14 protein-coding genes and 1 riboswitch are annotated in these 16788 nt (G+C 36.8%); of the genes, 6 read left to right on the forward strand and 8 right to left on the reverse strand.

What is annotated here, in order from left to right:
- Positions 1 to 373: 373 nt before the first annotated feature.
- Positions 374 to 1549, forward strand: coding sequence for an ABC transporter substrate-binding protein (locus BQ6100_RS20080; protein WP_075983297.1), 1176 nt, complete (start codon positions 374 to 376; stop codon positions 1547 to 1549).
- Between the two features lie 45 nt (positions 1550 to 1594).
- On the opposite strand, the gene BQ6100_RS20085 is transcribed toward BQ6100_RS20080, so the two are convergent.
- Entirely contained in the window at positions 1595 to 3715 is a 2121-nt protein-coding gene (locus tag BQ6100_RS20085) for a choice-of-anchor J domain-containing protein (protein WP_075983298.1), read from the reverse strand.
- A gap of 355 nt (positions 3716 to 4070) precedes the next feature.
- Here BQ6100_RS20085 and BQ6100_RS20090 point away from each other — a divergent pair, with 355 nt between their 5' ends.
- From BQ6100_RS20090 to BQ6100_RS20105, 4 genes are all read left to right on the forward strand, one after another.
- On the forward strand, positions 4071 to 4766 hold the full coding sequence (locus tag BQ6100_RS20090; RefSeq protein WP_075983299.1) for a response regulator transcription factor: 696 nt from the start codon (positions 4071 to 4073) through the stop codon (positions 4764 to 4766).
- Entirely contained in the window at positions 4759 to 5763 is a 1005-nt protein-coding gene (locus BQ6100_RS20095) for a sensor histidine kinase (protein ID WP_075983300.1), read from the forward strand. The genes BQ6100_RS20090 and BQ6100_RS20095 overlap by 8 nt, the downstream gene beginning before the upstream one ends.
- A gap of 94 nt (positions 5764 to 5857) precedes the next feature.
- Positions 5858 to 6619, forward strand: a complete 762-nt coding sequence (locus tag BQ6100_RS20100; protein WP_075983301.1) for an ABC transporter ATP-binding protein — start codon at positions 5858 to 5860, stop codon at positions 6617 to 6619.
- Positions 6609 to 8546, forward strand: coding sequence for an FtsX-like permease family protein (locus tag BQ6100_RS20105; RefSeq protein WP_075983302.1), 1938 nt, complete (start codon positions 6609 to 6611; stop codon positions 8544 to 8546). The genes BQ6100_RS20100 and BQ6100_RS20105 overlap by 11 nt, the downstream gene beginning before the upstream one ends.
- 80 nt (positions 8547 to 8626) lie before the next feature.
- Here BQ6100_RS20105 and BQ6100_RS20110 read toward each other — a convergent pair whose 3' ends face one another.
- The 3 genes from BQ6100_RS20110 to BQ6100_RS20120 form a co-directional block, all read right to left on the reverse strand.
- Positions 8627 to 9814 carry an MFS transporter gene (locus tag BQ6100_RS20110; protein WP_159433187.1) on the reverse strand — a complete coding sequence of 396 codons (1188 nt, stop codon included), beginning with the start codon at positions 9812 to 9814 and terminating at the stop codon, positions 8627 to 8629.
- A 336-nt stretch (positions 9815 to 10150) separates the two neighbouring features.
- Positions 10151 to 11440 carry an NCS2 family permease gene (locus tag BQ6100_RS20115; protein ID WP_075983304.1) on the reverse strand — a complete coding sequence of 430 codons (1290 nt, stop codon included), beginning with the start codon at positions 11438 to 11440 and terminating at the stop codon, positions 10151 to 10153.
- 141 nt (positions 11441 to 11581) lie between these two features.
- A riboswitch (purine riboswitch) is annotated at positions 11582 to 11681 on the reverse strand.
- 293 nt (positions 11682 to 11974) lie between these two features.
- Positions 11975 to 12382, reverse strand: a complete 408-nt coding sequence (locus BQ6100_RS20120) for a hypothetical protein (protein ID WP_175578197.1) — start codon at positions 12380 to 12382, stop codon at positions 11975 to 11977.
- Between the two features lie 224 nt (positions 12383 to 12606).
- On the opposite strand from BQ6100_RS20120, the gene BQ6100_RS20125 reads away from it, so the two are divergent.
- Positions 12607 to 12942, forward strand: coding sequence for a hypothetical protein (locus BQ6100_RS20125; RefSeq protein WP_075983305.1), 336 nt, complete (start codon positions 12607 to 12609; stop codon positions 12940 to 12942).
- 127 nt (positions 12943 to 13069) lie between these two features.
- Here the strand turns inward: BQ6100_RS20125 and BQ6100_RS20130 are convergent, their stop codons facing one another.
- From BQ6100_RS20130 to BQ6100_RS20145, 4 genes are read right to left on the reverse strand one after another with little or no spacing between them, the layout of a single operon-like run.
- Entirely contained in the window at positions 13070 to 13384 is a 315-nt protein-coding gene (locus tag BQ6100_RS20130) for a ferredoxin family protein (protein WP_075983306.1), read from the reverse strand.
- Positions 13366 to 14661 (reverse strand): FAD-dependent oxidoreductase, encoded by a 1296-nt coding sequence (locus BQ6100_RS20135; RefSeq protein WP_075983307.1) that lies wholly within the window; start codon positions 14659 to 14661, stop codon positions 13366 to 13368. The genes BQ6100_RS20130 and BQ6100_RS20135 overlap by 19 nt, the downstream gene beginning before the upstream one ends.
- Positions 14645 to 15679 (reverse strand): electron transfer flavoprotein subunit alpha/FixB family protein, encoded by a 1035-nt coding sequence (locus BQ6100_RS20140; RefSeq protein WP_075983308.1) that lies wholly within the window; start codon positions 15677 to 15679, stop codon positions 14645 to 14647. The genes BQ6100_RS20135 and BQ6100_RS20140 overlap by 17 nt, the downstream gene beginning before the upstream one ends.
- Positions 15679 to 16506, reverse strand: a complete 828-nt coding sequence (locus BQ6100_RS20145) for an electron transfer flavoprotein subunit beta/FixA family protein (RefSeq protein WP_075983309.1) — start codon at positions 16504 to 16506, stop codon at positions 15679 to 15681. The genes BQ6100_RS20140 and BQ6100_RS20145 overlap by 1 nt, the downstream gene beginning before the upstream one ends.
- Positions 16507 to 16788 lie beyond the last annotated feature (282 nt).

Raw genomic sequence — 16788 nt, forward strand, 5'->3', positions numbered from 1 at the left:
ATTGAAAATTAAAAAAATATGATCAACAATTTAATACCTTATATGTAAAAAACAGACAATAAATATTTTAAAATATTTATCAATGATTAATTTGTGATTTATAAAATAATTTCACCTCTATGTATCCAATAATAAAGGAACGAACAATTTCACCGTAATAACCCTATTAATCTTTATTAACAAGGGAACATATCCTTATTCGATGAAATAACAAACTAAAATTTCAGAAATATCATAATTTATAAAAATTATACTAGACGTAATACTATTATTGTTTTAAAATAATATTTATTCATTCACTATATTTTCCTATTTGGTTGTCTACAAAACTACAACTATCAATGTCAGAAAAATCAGAAAAGGAGATCTTTACATGAAGAGAAAGCTTGCTAAGATTTTGGTCGCTTCAACGTTACTAACTGGTATTTTAGCTGGATGCTCAGGGGCAAAGGAAGGCTCTGGAGGAGGCGATACAATTAAGATTGGCGTAAACCTAGAATTATCCGGTAATGTGGCATCTTACGGAGAATCTCTTGACCAGGGAATTAACCTTGCCGTTGATGAAATTAACAAAAATGGAGGAGTAAAAGGGAAAAAGCTTGAGATCATTAAGGTTGATAATAAATCTGAAGCGGCTGAGGCTACAAATGGCGCCATTAAACTAACTAGCCAAGACAAGGTTACCGCGATTATTGGTGCAGCAACTAGTGGGAATACTGTGGCACAAGCACAGATTGCCAATGATAATAAAACCGTTCTATTATCCCCTTCCGGAACAGCACCAAATGTAACCGTTGGAGATAATGGAAAATTAAATGAATATGTATTCCGTACTTCATTTATTGATCCTTTCCAAGGAACAGTTGCAGCTAATTTTGCAGCTAATACATTAAAGGTGAAAAAGGCTGCTATTTTTGCAGATAGTGCTAGTGATTACGCAAAGGGTCTTGCTGCTTCCTTTAAGGAAACATTTGAAGCGGCTGGTGGACAGATTGTTGCAGAAGAAGCCTATATGGCAAAGGATACTGACTTCCGTTCTACTTTAACGTTAATCAAATCAAAGAAGCCTGAGTATGTTTTCATTCCTGGTTACTATGAGGAAGTAGGTTTAATCATTAAACAGGCACGTGAATTAGGACTTACAGTACCATTTATGGGGGCTGACGGTTGGGATTCACCGAAGTTAATAGATTTAGCTGGAACAGATGCATTAAATAACACCTATATTACAAATCATTACTCTTCTGAGGACCCTGATAAAAAGATTCAAGAGTTTGTTAAAGCATTTAAAGAAAGTAACGAGGGAAATTCTCCAAATGCATTTAATGCACTTGGCTATGATACTGTCTATCTATTAGCAGATGCTATTAAACGTGCGGACAGCACCGACTCAACCAAAATTAAGGATGCATTAGCAAAAACAAAAGATATAGAACTTGTAACCGGAGTGGTTACAGTGGATAAGAATCACAATCCTATTAAATCTGCCACTGTCTTAGAATATCAAGACGGAAAACAAGTATTCAATACAAAGGTTGATCCAAAATAAGTGACAGGCACCATCCAAAATTTGGATGGTGCCTGTCACCTTCATTTATTTTTTCTTTTTATTCTTTTTCAGGTTCACCTCATAAGAAAACTGAACAGGTTTTTTATCATCGGCAGGGGCTGCATAGGATGTGATCATGTAGTTCTTACCATCATGGAATAACTGTTTCAAGGTTAAAGCATCCTTTTCCGTCACATTAAATGGATCTACCGTTATTACTTTGTAATCTGTTTTCTTTCCTTTTTTATTGCCAATTTCCCTTTCATTAATAAAGGTAACTGTATAATTCACATATTGGCCGAATATTTCATTTAAGGACTTAAACTGTTCTGTAGAGTCACCATGGTCAATAAAGCCGATTTCCGGAATCTCGATATTATCGATAAACCATCCCGAATCATTGTAGCCCCAATCAGTTAAATAACGGAAGGAAATTAATACCTTTTGGCCGGCATATGCACTTAAATCGAATGTTTCCTTTTGCCAATTTTCGTAATGGCCTGTGAATCCAGGGACATTTTCTTTAATTTTCGGATATCCATCTGGATCAACATCTGTTCGAGTATGTTCATTTTCAAGACTCTTCCAAGTCTTCCCTCCGTCTTTCGATACTTGAACTACCCCGAAATCCCATTGCTCTTCTATATCTATCAAATGATCGAATTTTAATGTTGCCTGATTGACTGAAGACAGATCTGCATCCAATACTAAGGTATTATCAGCTTCATCACCCTCATTACCCCATAAAACTTTATTGGAGGCATTTTTAGGGTCTGCTACTGATTTCCATGGAGTTGGCAAGAAATCTACACCATCAAAGGAAATGCTCCTAATCTTTTCTTGGAAATCTAGAGCTTTAAAATCTCCTCCCCATGCAGGTACGCCTTCTTTTTCAAATTCTAAAGCCTTGTCATAATTAACTGTCATTCCACGCTTTGTACCATTATCATCAACAGTTAGGTCGCGTAGATTGATGCTATCAAATTGATAAACGCCATTTCCCACTCGATCACTATCAATGGCTACCGCAGTAATAAAGTTTTGATAGAGCTTTGTAAAGTCAAGCTTAGAGCCTCTAGCCTTTAATACTTCATTCACACTATTAATCCCCTGTGAGGGATTCAAAGCTAAATCATGGATAAAATCCTTTCCTAATTTGTCATACATATATAAATTAAATAAATAGACTTGACCGTAATCCGCAATCGTCTCTGGTCCTGTTGTTGCTGAATAGTGATCATCCCAATTTACTAATGAGTTTTCTGGGTGATCTAGATAAAAGTTGATGGATCGGTCATCATGGCCGTATCCCCCAAGATATTCTGAAAAGGTAGACATTCCTTCATTAAGCCAGGTTTCTTCTGCACCGTCATTATCAGCGTGAATAAGGTGTTGCAGTTCATGGATCGTTGTTCCAAAGAAAGTAGACTCTAAACGAGTATCCCAGCTATTCGTATCAATTGTAATCATATTTCTATCAATATAGTTCTCTAGCGTTTGCCAGTAGAAGCCCGCAACAAAGAACGGATAATTAGGATCCTCATAGTTTTCATCTTGGATATTGTCTACGAGCATGATAACCTTATCGCTACCTTCATAATATCCTTCTGGAACGTTTTGCCCTGCCAGTGGGGATTTTGAACCATCATGAAAATCAGGTGTACCAAAGAAGGCAGTCGCCTTTGGATATATATTTTGATCAAATTCATCTCTTAGTTTATCTACTTGCCCCTGAGTAACAACATGTGCGGGTCTAGGGTCCCCTTCAGGAAAGGAAAGATCATCTGCCACCCAAATCTCAACATTTTCACCGACACTGCGAAGAGTAAAAGGTTTAAATGCTAAATTCCGATTTAAAAAGTATTTGGTTGGACCATTATAGGTAAACTCGCTACTATTAGTAGAATCATTGGTATTTACCGCTTCATTAAAATTTATTTTTTCCGCTTGGCCCTCTATTTTCCTTTCTGCTTTTTCCAAGAAGGAACTATTTTTTGATAGTTGGTCCAACTGTCCATCAATATCGATACGATCGCCATACCTCTCCACATTCCAGTCAGATACAGTAGTGGCTTCTACCTTTGTTCCACTTGAACCAAATGGGATGACAAGCGAAAACCCAACAGCAGCTGCAGAAATAATAGATAATAGTCTTTTCCTTTTCAAGATGATTCCCCCTTTAGTGCGATTATTTTAAAAACAATGCTACCATGGTGTAAATTTTGGATAAATAGATAAAAAGTAGCAAATTTTTCCCCCTAGGTTAAGGTTGATTCGCCTTTTGTTCTTTCCCGAAAGGAATTTGAAAGAAGTTAATGTTTTTCGTTGGTCATTCTGACATAATTCTCCTCAAAATGACAAATTTCATAAAATCTATGTAAATTAATTAGTAGATTCATCCCATGCTAGAAAATGGTCTAATAGTAGGTTAAAAAGTTGAGGTAAATTGATAATCTTATAGCATATAGAAAATCCTTCCTGTAAAATTTAAATAGAATGATAAAATGGTGGGGTGAGTGGAATGTTCAAGCTCTTGTTAATTGAAGATGATGCGAGCCTATTTCAGGAGGTTAAGGATCGATTAACTGGTTGGTCCTACGATGTATATGGAATCTGCGATTTTAGCAGAGTCCTTCAGGAATATACTGAAATAATGCCTGATTTGGTGATTATTGATGTCCAATTGCCTAAATTTGACGGGTTTCACTGGTGCCGAATGATTCGCTCACACTCAAATGTTCCCATTATCTTTTTATCATCACGTGACCATCCAACAGATATTGTGATGTCCATGCAGCTGGGAGCCGACGATTATATTCAAAAGCCATTTCATTTTGATGTGCTTATTGCCAAAATACAAGCTATTCTTCGCCGTGTTTACAACTATAATACTGATCCTATCCAACTGAAAACATGGTGTGATGCCACCATCGACTTTGAAAAAAATACAGTCACCAATGATCAAGGTACGATTGAATTAACAAAAAATGAGATTTTTATTTTAAGAAAACTAATAGAACAAAAAAACAAAATTGTCAGCCGGGAGGAATTAATTAATAGTTTATGGGATGATGAGCGGTTTGTTAGCGATAACACGTTAACTGTCAATGTTAATCGTTTACGAAAAAGGCTAGATGAACTTGGTCTAGGGCACTACATTGAAACGAGGATTGGGCAAGGCTACATTGCTTTAGAAGAGGGAACCCTCTATGATTAAACAATTTATTTTAGAAAAACTAAGCTGGATTATCATGTTTTTCTTTTTGCAATCCTTCATACTTTTTGTTTCTTTTCTAGATTCGAGTATTCCTTTTTCCTCAGTTTTCTATATCTTTTTTTTATCATGTATTATTTTTAGCAATTTTTTAACGATCCGCTACCATAAGGAAACGAAATTCTATCAAAGCTTACAAGAGTGGGATAACAGTCTTGATATCACAAGTATTACCCAGGCAGAAAGCCCCTTTGAAAAGGTGATTGAGGAATGCCTTATTCATCAAACTGAGCAACAAAAGCAATTGATTACACAAAATTTGATTGCCTTAGAACAGGAAAAGGATGATCTCCTATCCTGGATTCATGAAATCAAGACACCCTTAACAACCATGAACCTAATCATTGAACGACTAGAGGATGAAAAAATAAAATCGCAATTAACTCATGAATGGCTGAGAATTCATCTCTTGCTCGATCAACAGCTTCATCAAAAGCGAATACCTTTTATTGAAAAGGATTTATATATAGAAAAGCTTGATCTTAAAACCATCATTTTTAAGGAGATTAAGACATTACAATCCTGGTGCATACAAAAAGGGATTGGATTTGACGTACAGCTAGAAGAAACGCACGTGCTTAGTGATGGAAAATGGTTAGCATTTATGATAAGACAGCTTCTTACTAACGCCGTCAAATATAGCCCATCTTCTACAATCATCATAGAAAGCTTTAAACAAGATGACCAAATAAAGCTGCTATTAAAGGACTTCGGCCGAGGGATTGACCCAAAAGACCTACCTAGGATTTTTGAAAAAGGCTTTACCTCCACCATCCAACATCAGGATACTGCAGCTACTGGTATGGGGTTATATTTAACTGATAAAATCGCTCATACATTGCTGATTAAAATCGACGTTTTATCCAAACCTGGAGAGGGAACGACCTTTACTTTAACCTTTCCGAAAAGAAACGTTTTTGTACATATAACAGGCATGTGACAAGATTGTCACATGCTTTTCTTATTTGTTATTTCAATCGAAGGAAAAGATGTTTACAGATTTCTATAATGAAGGTGTAAAGGAGTGAATGAGGATGAACATTTTAGAAGCAAAAAGAATTCATAAAAGCTATGGCAATAAATTTAATAAAGAAAAAGTATTAAAAGGGTTAGATATCTCTATAAAAAGAGGAGAATTCGTTAGCATTATGGGGGCATCTGGCTCAGGAAAGACGACCCTCCTCAATGTCCTTTCTTCCATCGATACCGTAACAGGTGGTTCAATCAAAATTGAAGACAAGGAAATTACAGGGATGAAGGAAAAGCAGTTGGCAGAATTCAGAAAAAACCACTTAGGGTTTATCTTTCAGGAATATAACTTGCTTGATACGTTGACAGTGAAGGAAAATATCCTATTGCCTCTTTCTGTTGCAAAGGTGTCAAGGAAGGAAGCAAACGAACGATTCGAAGCTGTAGCAACAGAGCTTGGGATTTTGGATGTACAGGATAAATATCCAAATGAAATATCTGGAGGACAAAAACAACGGACCTCAGCAGCACGCGCTTTTATCCATGAACCTAGCATCATTTTTGCAGATGAACCAACGGGTGCGCTGGATTCCAAATCCGCTTCTGATTTGCTAAACAAAATAAGTGATCTAAATCAAAAGCGAAAGGCAACGATATTAATGGTCACCCACGATCCTGTTGCCGCTAGTTTCAGTAATAGAGTGATATTCATTAAGGACGGTCAGATTTATACCGAATTAATCAAAGGGGAGGAAACTAGACAATCCTTTTTTAAGGATATTATGAAAACACAGGGTGTATTAGGTGGGGTGCAAAATGAGCATTAATCAATTGATTCTTCGTAACTTGAAGAAAAATTTGAAAAACTATTATTTATATGTTTTTGCCCTTATCTTTACCGTCGCACTTTATTTTTCCTTTGTCACCCTACAATATGACCCATCAATGGATCAAACGAAGGGAACAATTAAAGGGGCAGCATCCATTCGCGCGGCATCTATTTTACTAGTTGCCATTGTAACGATCTTCATTTTATATGCAAATACTATTTTTATAAAGAGACGAAGTAAAGAGATTGGACTATTTCAGTTAATTGGAATGACGAAGAACAGAATCTTTGGTATCCTATCTGCTGAAAATTTCTTTCTATATTTTGCCTCCCTAGTTATTGGAATTTTTATCGGGTTTGCCTTTTCAAGGTTAATCATTATGATTTTATTTAAAGTAACGAAGGTCAATGCTGTGGCAACCCTGCATTTCTCATCCCAAGCATTGATCCAAGCAATGATTGTTTTTTCTGCCATCTATCTCTTAATCATGCTCATGAATTTCCTATTTATTAAGAGACAAAGTATTCTTGCTCTTTTTAGAGTGACGTCATCAACAGAAGCAAAGGCGAAAAAGCTATCCTTAATGGAAATTCTCATCGGGATATTAGGTATCTTATTTATTATCGCCGGATATTATCTTTCATCAAAATTGTTTGATGGGGAATTCCCAACCATTAACAAACTGTTTACCGCAATGATTACCATCCTTGCGCTTGTAATCATCGGAACCTATCTTTTCTATAAAGGTTCTGTCAGCTTTGTCTTTTATCTAATTAGAAAAAGGAAAAATGGATTTTTAAATATCAATGAGGTATTATCTCTTACATCGATCATGTTCCGAATGAAATCTAATGCCTTATTATTAACTATTATTACAACTGTTTCAGCCCTTGCTATCGGGTTATTAACATTGAGTTATATTTCCTACTATTCCGCTGAAAAGTCAGCGAAAAATATGGTCGCTGCGGATTTCTCGTTTATTAATAAACAGGATGCTAGTAAGTTTAAAAAGGAATTAGATGCCGATCAAATAAAGTATAAAGAAAAGATGATAGATGTTATTCAGGTTCATGCTAACGTTCGCTCCATTATTGAAACAAATTTAGATGCAATTAATTTTGACCCCAAAAAAACCAGCGTCCCTGTTGTCAGTGAAAAGGTAGTAAAAGGGTTAAACTTATCCAAGGAGGATATCATCCTAACTGGTTTTGATGACGCATTAAAAAACTTTCTGTCCTTTAAGGATTCAGGGAAGGTTAAACTGATTGGACAAAAGGAAAGTCAATCGCTTAATTTTATTGAATTAAGAAGGGAATATATTATCTCATCCTATTTTGGTCAGCCTATTGTTGTTGTGGATGATACTGTTTTTGAGGGGCTGAAAAATGATATTGACCAAGAGATTCAAAAGGTATCCTCCCTCTTTATCGGAATCGACATACGAAATGAAGATAAAATTGAAAAAGCGAATGATATTTTTCAAACCTTGAATTTAGGAGAAGATTCGCCTAACAGGTCCAAGTTAGAGATAACCAATGCTCAAAAGAACAATTTTGGTCTTGTTATGTTTATCGTTGGATTTTTAGGTTTAACCTTTCTTGTAACATCCGGTTGTATTCTTTATTTTAAGCAAATGGATGAAAGTGAAGAGGAAAAATCAAATTATACCATTCTCAGAAAGCTAGGGTTCACACAAAGTGATTTGCTAAAAGGGATTCAAGCGAAACAACTTTTCAACTTTGGGATTCCTTTATTCATCGGACTACTTCACAGCTACTTTGCCGTCAAGTCAGGCTGGTTCTTTTTCGGTACTGAGCTTTGGACCCCAATGATTATTGTCATGCTACTATATACGGCTCTTTACTCTATTTTTGGAATACTTTCTGTTATGTATTACAAAAAAGTGATTAAAGAAGCATTATAAAAATTCCCGGGCTTTCCCATAAAGTACAACAGGTACTATATGGAAAAGCCCTTCTTTGCATAAAAGGCAATTCCTTAACCTTAGGCGAGCTTTCTCCTTGCCGCAATTGTTGGGCTTGTTTCTGGGAAAGTAGCAACTAAGAAAATATAAATAGATGAAAAGGCGATAAAGAATACCATCGATGGCACGTAACCAACAGACCCTAATAAATAGCTCCAAATAATGGTGGCTATGGTCTGTCCCGCATAAGCTAATGCCCAAAACAATCCGAACATGACAGTTAACCTTTGAGGATTCATCCCTTTCAATTCATGAGGGAGATTTAAAAATATTGGATATTGTGTAAACATTGCAAACCCTGATATAGAAATGAATAGGTAGGATAGAAAAGGATTACTATTGGCAAATATCAATGTCAAGGTAAAGGTTAAAACCATGATAATTCCAACAATCATCAAGGATAGTCTACGCGGGAGCCCTTTGTTTCCAATGTATATCCCTGCAAAGGTTCCAAGAATGGCGAATCCCGAAATGAGTAAGTTCGTTACAGAACCATCTAACAATGTATATTGATCAAACACTGTTTTAAAGCTGACAAGTGATAATACATAAAGGGTTAAAAAGGATGCAAATGCAATTCCATATCTCCAAAGAAATCCATCCTTTAAGGCATCCATATAGGTATAGTTTTCTGTACCCTTATCATTTTCTTTGGATCGAAAATCTTCTGCCTTCCATATCCATGCAACAAATAATATTAATGTGAGTGAGGCAAAAAATGTTAGGGTGGTCCGCCAATTTTCTACCATTTGGTTAGCAAAAAGCGTGAACAGTACAGCAACGATGAATGCCCCCACATTATAAGAGACTGTATTTGCGGCATTAATTCGCATCTTTTCCTTTGAATTTGATATATAGTGAGCTACAACCGGGTTCATATAAACAATAACCATAGATCCACCAATGGCCATTACCATTCGAGCAATTGTATAGGCCCAATAATTAGGCATATATATGGCAACTAAGCCCATGATAAGAAGTCCAATTCCAGTACCTGCTGCTTTCTTTGGACCTAATCTCATAATAATCAACGCTGCTAAAATATTGGCAAATACGCGTGCCGTTGTAATGGAATAATTGACTAATTGAGATATGACAGGATCAACAGGTCCACCAAAAAATGTCTCCATTATTTGCGGGGTTAAAGAGGAACCCGCCACCCAGTTCATGGCGAAGGTAACATAGGCTAACCATAGCACCGCTAACATAAAATAACCTTTTGTTTTATTGATTTCCATCCCTTTCACCTCTTTTTATGGTGATTATAAAAATTTCTCTTTAGGTTGATTAATGAAAAGCAGCCTCAATAGATAAATATCATCACAAATATTCTTTCCTAAATTCATGCTTCATTCTTGTGGGAATTGTTGTCACTAGATCCTAAAAAGAGGAGACAGGTATCCTTTACCTGTCTCCTCTTTTGATCCCTTCAATAAAAACGCATTTTCGTTTTCATCATGGAAACTATTTAATTTTACTTACATTCATTTTTCTTATTCAATAATGGCTTAACAAAAGCATAAATGACTTCATTTCACTATAACTTAATGACCTGGGAAAAAGGCCAATTGGATTAGGAAAATTAAACCGAATATATAAATAAGCGGATGTACTTCCTTTCCCTTACCACTTACAAATTTAATAATCGGGTACGTAATAAAACCTATGGCAATCCCTGTTGCAATACTTCCAGTTAAAGGCATGGTTAGAATGACTGCAAAGGTTGGAAATGCTTCGTCAAATTCCTTCCACTTAATCTTTGATAACCCCTCCATCATAAAACTACCAACGATGATTAGGGCTGGGGCAGTAATAGCAGATAATCCAGAAATAGCCGACACTAATGGTGAAAGAAATAACGAAATCAAAAATAGAATGGCAACTACCACTGAGGTAAGACCTGTTCGACCACCTGCTGCAACCCCTGATGTGGATTCAATGTAAGCTGTTGTCGGTGTAGTGCCTAACGTAGCACCAACGGTAGTCGCTATCGCATCTGCAGTAAGAGCAGCCTTTGCTCTTGGCAGCTTTCCATCTTTTAAAAGACTTGCTTGCTCAGCAACTCCAATGATTGTTCCTGTTGTATCAAATATGGTCACTAATAAGAAGGCAAAAACGACAGTATATAAAGAATTTGAAAAAACACCTGAAATATCCAAATCAAAGAACTTAATTGAAGGTGGAACTGAAGCTAACCCATCAAAGTGGAGAAGCCCCATAAAATATCCAATGATTGCTGTTACAAGCATTCCAATAAATAATGACCCTTTAATTTTACGAGCGTTGAGAATAAGAGTAATAAAAATGCCAATAATCGATAAGACCGTTACAGGCTCGCGAAAATCACCAACGGCAACAAGGTTCGTTTCATTAGCGACTACAATTCCAGACATTCTTAAGCCAATAAAAGCAATGAATAATCCAATTCCTGATGTAATTCCATATTTTAATGAATTAGGTATAGACTCAATAATAAGTTCACGAAGCTTTGTGAAGGTTAATAAAAGAAAGAGAATACCTGCTAAAAAAACCGCTCCAAAAATCACTTGATAGCTGACCCCTTGAGTTGCAACAACACTTGTAAAATATGCATTCATCCCCATACCGGGAGCGATAGCAATAGGGTAATTTGCGAATAATGCCATGATTAATGTTCCAAGAATTGCAGAAAGAATGGTTGCAACAAAAACCTGATCAAATGGCACACCTGCTGCTGATAGTATCGCCGGATTAACCACAATGACATAGGCCATTGTTAAAAAGGTTGTTAAACCTGCAAGTATTTCCGTTTTCACATTTGTTCCTAATTCACGTAGTTTAAATAAACGTTCCATATATCCTCCTTTAAGGAAAAGCGTGATGTCATTAGCAATAGCTGTAATGATATATTTTATACTTTGAGGGTAGACACCATTCAGATTTATGAAAGATCTCCCTTCCTATTCATACCCAAAAAAAATCCTAACTATAAATGGGTAGACAAAGCCCCCATTCGTAGTTAGGAATTTCCGGTTCCTAGTAGAAACTCTCAGACCATATCACCGAGAATATACGAATGTATTTCCTTATATATTTCTTATTGATAACCCGGTGATAATAATAAACGAATATTCTATTCATGTCAACCATGTATTGTTCGTGAATCAATCGAATATTTATGTAACGCTTTCATTATTACTCCGATAATTCAACCAAAATACGAATGGGATAAGATCATTGTCTCTCTCCCATGAGGATAAGGAATCAGGTCCAATTATCAGCACAACTCTTCCGAAAGGATCAAGCAATGAGCATAACTAGAGGGTGACCTGACCAAATATAAGTATAAAAAAAGGGACCAAGGAGTCTTCCCCCCTTATCCCTAGGAATTAGGAATTTTCTTTTAATCCCACAACAGTAAAGACCTCATCTAAACTAACCATACGTGAAAACTTAATCGTACTCGTCCCTATATATCCTTCCTCATTAGCACCTAACCCACTTAATAAATCATCCCGATGAATAAAGGTAGGATATACTTTATTGTCCTTTTTTGGATAGGCTAAAAATAAATAGCCCTTCTTATTTAAGTAATTTCCCTCAATAACTTTATTTACTATTGCTTTTAAAGCGTCCATATCCAAAACAAAAGCGAAAATAAGATCATAGAGACTATTAGCAAGCTCCGTATCATAATCAGCAAGCTCAGGGAAATAATCCGAACGCTCTGGCTGATTTAATATGGCAGCTTGCTTATATTTTTTTAAATTTAGCTTTTCTACAATTGTTTTTGACATAAGTGACTCACCCAATTTTCCTTTTTCTACAGTGTAAATTGATATCTAATTTTAAGCAAATTTTCAGACTCTATTGGCCATTTCAACCTACGGATTCTTTCATCTCTTTTTATAATTTGTAATTCTCCAAAAATATAATCTTTTCAATTTTCCGTACATATATTATTTTATAACACCACTTTTTTTCAGGAAGTATATCCTTTAACACAAAAGGAGAGATTGGCATGGCAGAAATATTGAATTTCCGAGAATTTTATCAGAAAGCCCCTATTCAGATTAACCAAAGGGATTGGTCGGCCATTCAAAAGGAAGAGAGATTTATTGAGATGTTCAAATCTTGTACCCATTGGTTAATTGCCCTAGAGGGTAGTGAAATGAATCAAAGGATGATCCACTGGAGGGTTTTAATTTTTCCAGCTGAAGCAAGCGGCTCCTTCAATTATACTTGCCCCTTTTTTAAATCAGATTTTCTCCGGCTATTTAATGATGCTTTAGAGCTTTCAAAAAAAATAGAGCAATTAGCAAAAGAGGATCAATTATTTTCAATTTATGCAAATTGAGAGAAAAAAGGTCTAATCTCTTGATTTCCCTTTTTGTATAACTTTGTGAATAAAGTACATACATGATTATTTTTTCAGAAAAAAAAGGACTATCCTCAAAGTTAGCCCCCAAAATTACCTCTATTTATTAACCTAATCGAAAAACAATTCCGTGACCACCCTTCGGATACTCCCACTGAATATTTTGATGTGGGCAGCCAATACGACAGCTTCCACATTCATGACATCCCTCATATCCCACATGCATTCGAATGTCTTCCCATTTATAAATCTCTGCTGGGCAGAATATTGTACAGATTTTATCAGGGCATTTTGTTAAACATATATCTGTATCTTTCACATGAAGATGAGATTTTGTATCAGCGTTAAAGCGAACAAGGTATTGCTTTTCCTCTATTGATTTATAGTTTTTCTGTCCACTCATTATTTTATCACCTTCCATGCTCGATACATATCTCGAGCGAGTTTCATTTTTTCCTTTCTAGAACCGAGGTCGCTCCAGATCTTCCTTTGTTTCTCCCACTTGGATTTTCCATCAACGGTAAACATTTGACTAGCTGCTTTGTTCATCATTGGAATATATTCTTCAAAATATTGAGGGAATTTATCAAAATGGTGGGTCGAATCTTTATATTTTTTCATATCTTGACCAACAAACCCAGCCATTAGTTTGACTCGGTAATGGTCTAACATTCTTTCAGAAAAGTCCCCTGCTTCCTTCGCTAATAGCACGGTCTCTGCTGCTAATCTACCAGAGGTCATCGCTAGATTGGACCCCTCACGATGAATGGCATTTACGAGCTGAGAGGCATCGCCAATCACCAGAACGCCATTTCCAACGATTTTTCCCATAGAATGATAGCCACCTTCTGGAATCAGGTGAGCTAAATATTCCTGTGGCTCACTTCCTTGAATATACGGACGAATCATCGGATGGTTTTTTACATATTCAAGTAATTCGTATGGTTTTATTTTATGTTTAATTAATCCTGATAATAAGGTACCAACACCAATACTTAGTGATTCTTTATTTGTATAAAGGAATCCTGTACCTAAGATCCCTTTCGTAGCATCACCAAATAATTCAATGGTACAGCCCTGATTTTCTTCTAAATTAAATCGGTCCTGAATAATTTGTTTATCTAACTTTAAAATCTCCATGGTAGCTAGAGCTACTTGATCTGGTTGATACTCTCTATGAAACCCGAGCTTTTGGGCTAATAAAGAATTTACACCGTCCGCTAAAACGACTACATCTGCATAAACCTCGCCATCTGGACGGTCCGTTCTTACCCCGACAACCTTCCCATTTTCAACAATACATTCAACTACGACCGTTTCGTTAATGAGAATAGCACCTTTTTCAACGGCTTTATCCGCAAACCATTGATCAAATTTCGCTCTTAGCACCGTAAAGTTATTATAAGGCTCCTTCCCCCACTCCATTCCTTTATATCCAATGGTTACAGCAGATTCCTTATCCATCATCATAAATCTCTGTTCCACAATTGGTCTCTCCAGAGGTGCCTCCTTGTAAAATTCAGGGATGACATCCTCCATCATCTTTCGATAAAGTACTCCTCCCATTACATTTTTGGACCCAGGATACTCTCCTCTTTCGATAAGCAATACATTTGCTCCGCCTTTTGCTAATTCATATGCACATGAAATTCCGGCTGGACCTGCCCCAACAACGATACAATCAAACTTTTCTGACATGACTTACCTCCTCTCTAGTGATTACTTTTTTAAACTGTTCAATTAATAATGGAACGATTTCAAAGGCATCTCCCACAATTCCGTAATGACAGGCTTGGAAAATGGGAGCCTCACTATCGTTATTAATAGCGATAATTAATCCAGAGTTTTTCATCCCGACAATATGCTGAATCGCCCCAGAAATCCCAATGGCAAAATAAATTTTCGGGGTGACTGTTACTCCTGTTTGCCCAACCTGATGATGGTGTTCAATCCATCCAGCCTCCACTACATCACGGCTGGCTCCTACTGCTCCTCCAAGAGTATCTGCAAGCTGATGAATCAACTGAAAGCCCTCTGAGCTTCCTAATCCCTTTCCTCCAGCAACAATGATATCTGCCTCGTCAATTCGCACCTTTTTCGTTGTAGCTTTAACAATTTCCAATACCTTTGTACGAATATCCCCTTCATTTAAAGGGATAGATTCTTGAACCACCTTCCCTTTTCTTCCTGGTTGCGGGGTGAGCGCCTTCATTACCTTTGCACGCACGGTGGCCATTTGTGGACGATATTTTTTACATAAAATAGTTGCCATGATATTTCCACCAAAAGCCGGTCGACTAGCTAACAATAATCCTGTTTCCTCTTCCACATCTAACTCAGTGGTATCTGCGGTTAATCCAGTAGGTAGGTCAGTAGCAATCGCACTCGCTAAATCTTTTCCGGTGGATGTGGCTCCAAAAAGGATGATTTCTGGCTTATATTTGTTAGAACAATCAAGAAGTGCCTGCATATAGGATTCTGTTCGATAATGTTTAAATATAGACTGGTCATATACATATGCCATGTCCGCTCCGTATTCGAAAATGGTACTGGCCAGGTGTTTGACATTATCCCCAATTAACACACCTGCCAGTTCAGTCCCTCGTTTATCTGCAAGCTTTCTACCTGCTCCTAACAGTTCAAGTGATACAGAAGAAATGTTCCCATCATTTACTTCAATGAATACCCAGACATCCTTATAATCTTGGAAATCCATTATTTTGCCCCCTCTACACTAAACAACTCTTTCTTTTCAAGTAAAATGGTTAGTATTTGTTCTACTTGTTCCTTTGCACTACCCTCAAGCATTGTTCCACCCTCTGGTTTAGGAGGTGTCCATACTTTAGAGACAATGGTGGGTGAGCCCTTCAAGCCAAGCTGCTTAATATCAACATTTTCCAGGTCATCAACTGACCATACTTTAGGCTCATATTTTGCTGCCTTTAGCATGTTGGGAAAAGTAGAATAGGGCACTTCATTAATTGTTTTTTCCACTGAAAGTAAGCACGGTAAAGTGGATTGGACCACTTCATACCCATCCTCCAGCTTTCGGTGGACTATAGCAAAGCCCTTTTCTTGATTCACCTCAACGACCTTATTGACTGAGGTTAAAGGGGGGATATCGAGTCGTCTTGCAATTCCAGGCCCTACTTGTCCCGTATCACCATCAATGGACATTTTTCCACAAATGATAAGATCAACAGGTTGGATTTTGGATATTTTTTCTAATGCCTTCGTAAGGGCATAGCTCGTTGCTAAAGTATCTGCTCCAGCAAACCTGCGATCTGTAATCAAGTACCCTTCATCCGCACCGATTTCAATGCATTTTTTAATAGCTTTTACGGCTGGGGGCGGACCCATTGATAATACAGATACTATTCCTCCATACTTATCTCTTAGTCTTACAGCCTCTTCAACCGCATGGGCATCGTATGGATTCAATATGGCCGGTGCTGTTCGGCGATCCATCGTGTTCGTTTTCGGATTCATCTTAATGATTTTCGTGTCAGGCACTTGCTTAATGCAAGCAACGATATGTAGCATACCATTCTCTCCTTTTCACTAAAAAACTGGTTCCTCCTTAATATTCTTTAAGGCCGAAACGATTGAGTTCTCATTTGTTGAGTAACTTTTTAAGCATGTTTACTTTAACTATATTAATGGACTTCCATTAAAATTCGATTTACCGATAATTAATGTTGGAATTTTACTAGCAGTTAAGGAGAGGGCTGGTTGTGATGGGAGGAATCTGGAGGTTTGAAATTGGTGGTTCACAAAAATTCCTATTGAAAAATAAAAAAACAGGGACAAGGTGCCCTATCCCCC

Source organism: Bacillus massilinigeriensis, assembly GCF_900117315.1.
GTDB classification, from domain to species: domain Bacteria; phylum Bacillota; class Bacilli; order Bacillales; family Cytobacillaceae; genus Bacillus_BE; species Bacillus_BE massilionigeriensis.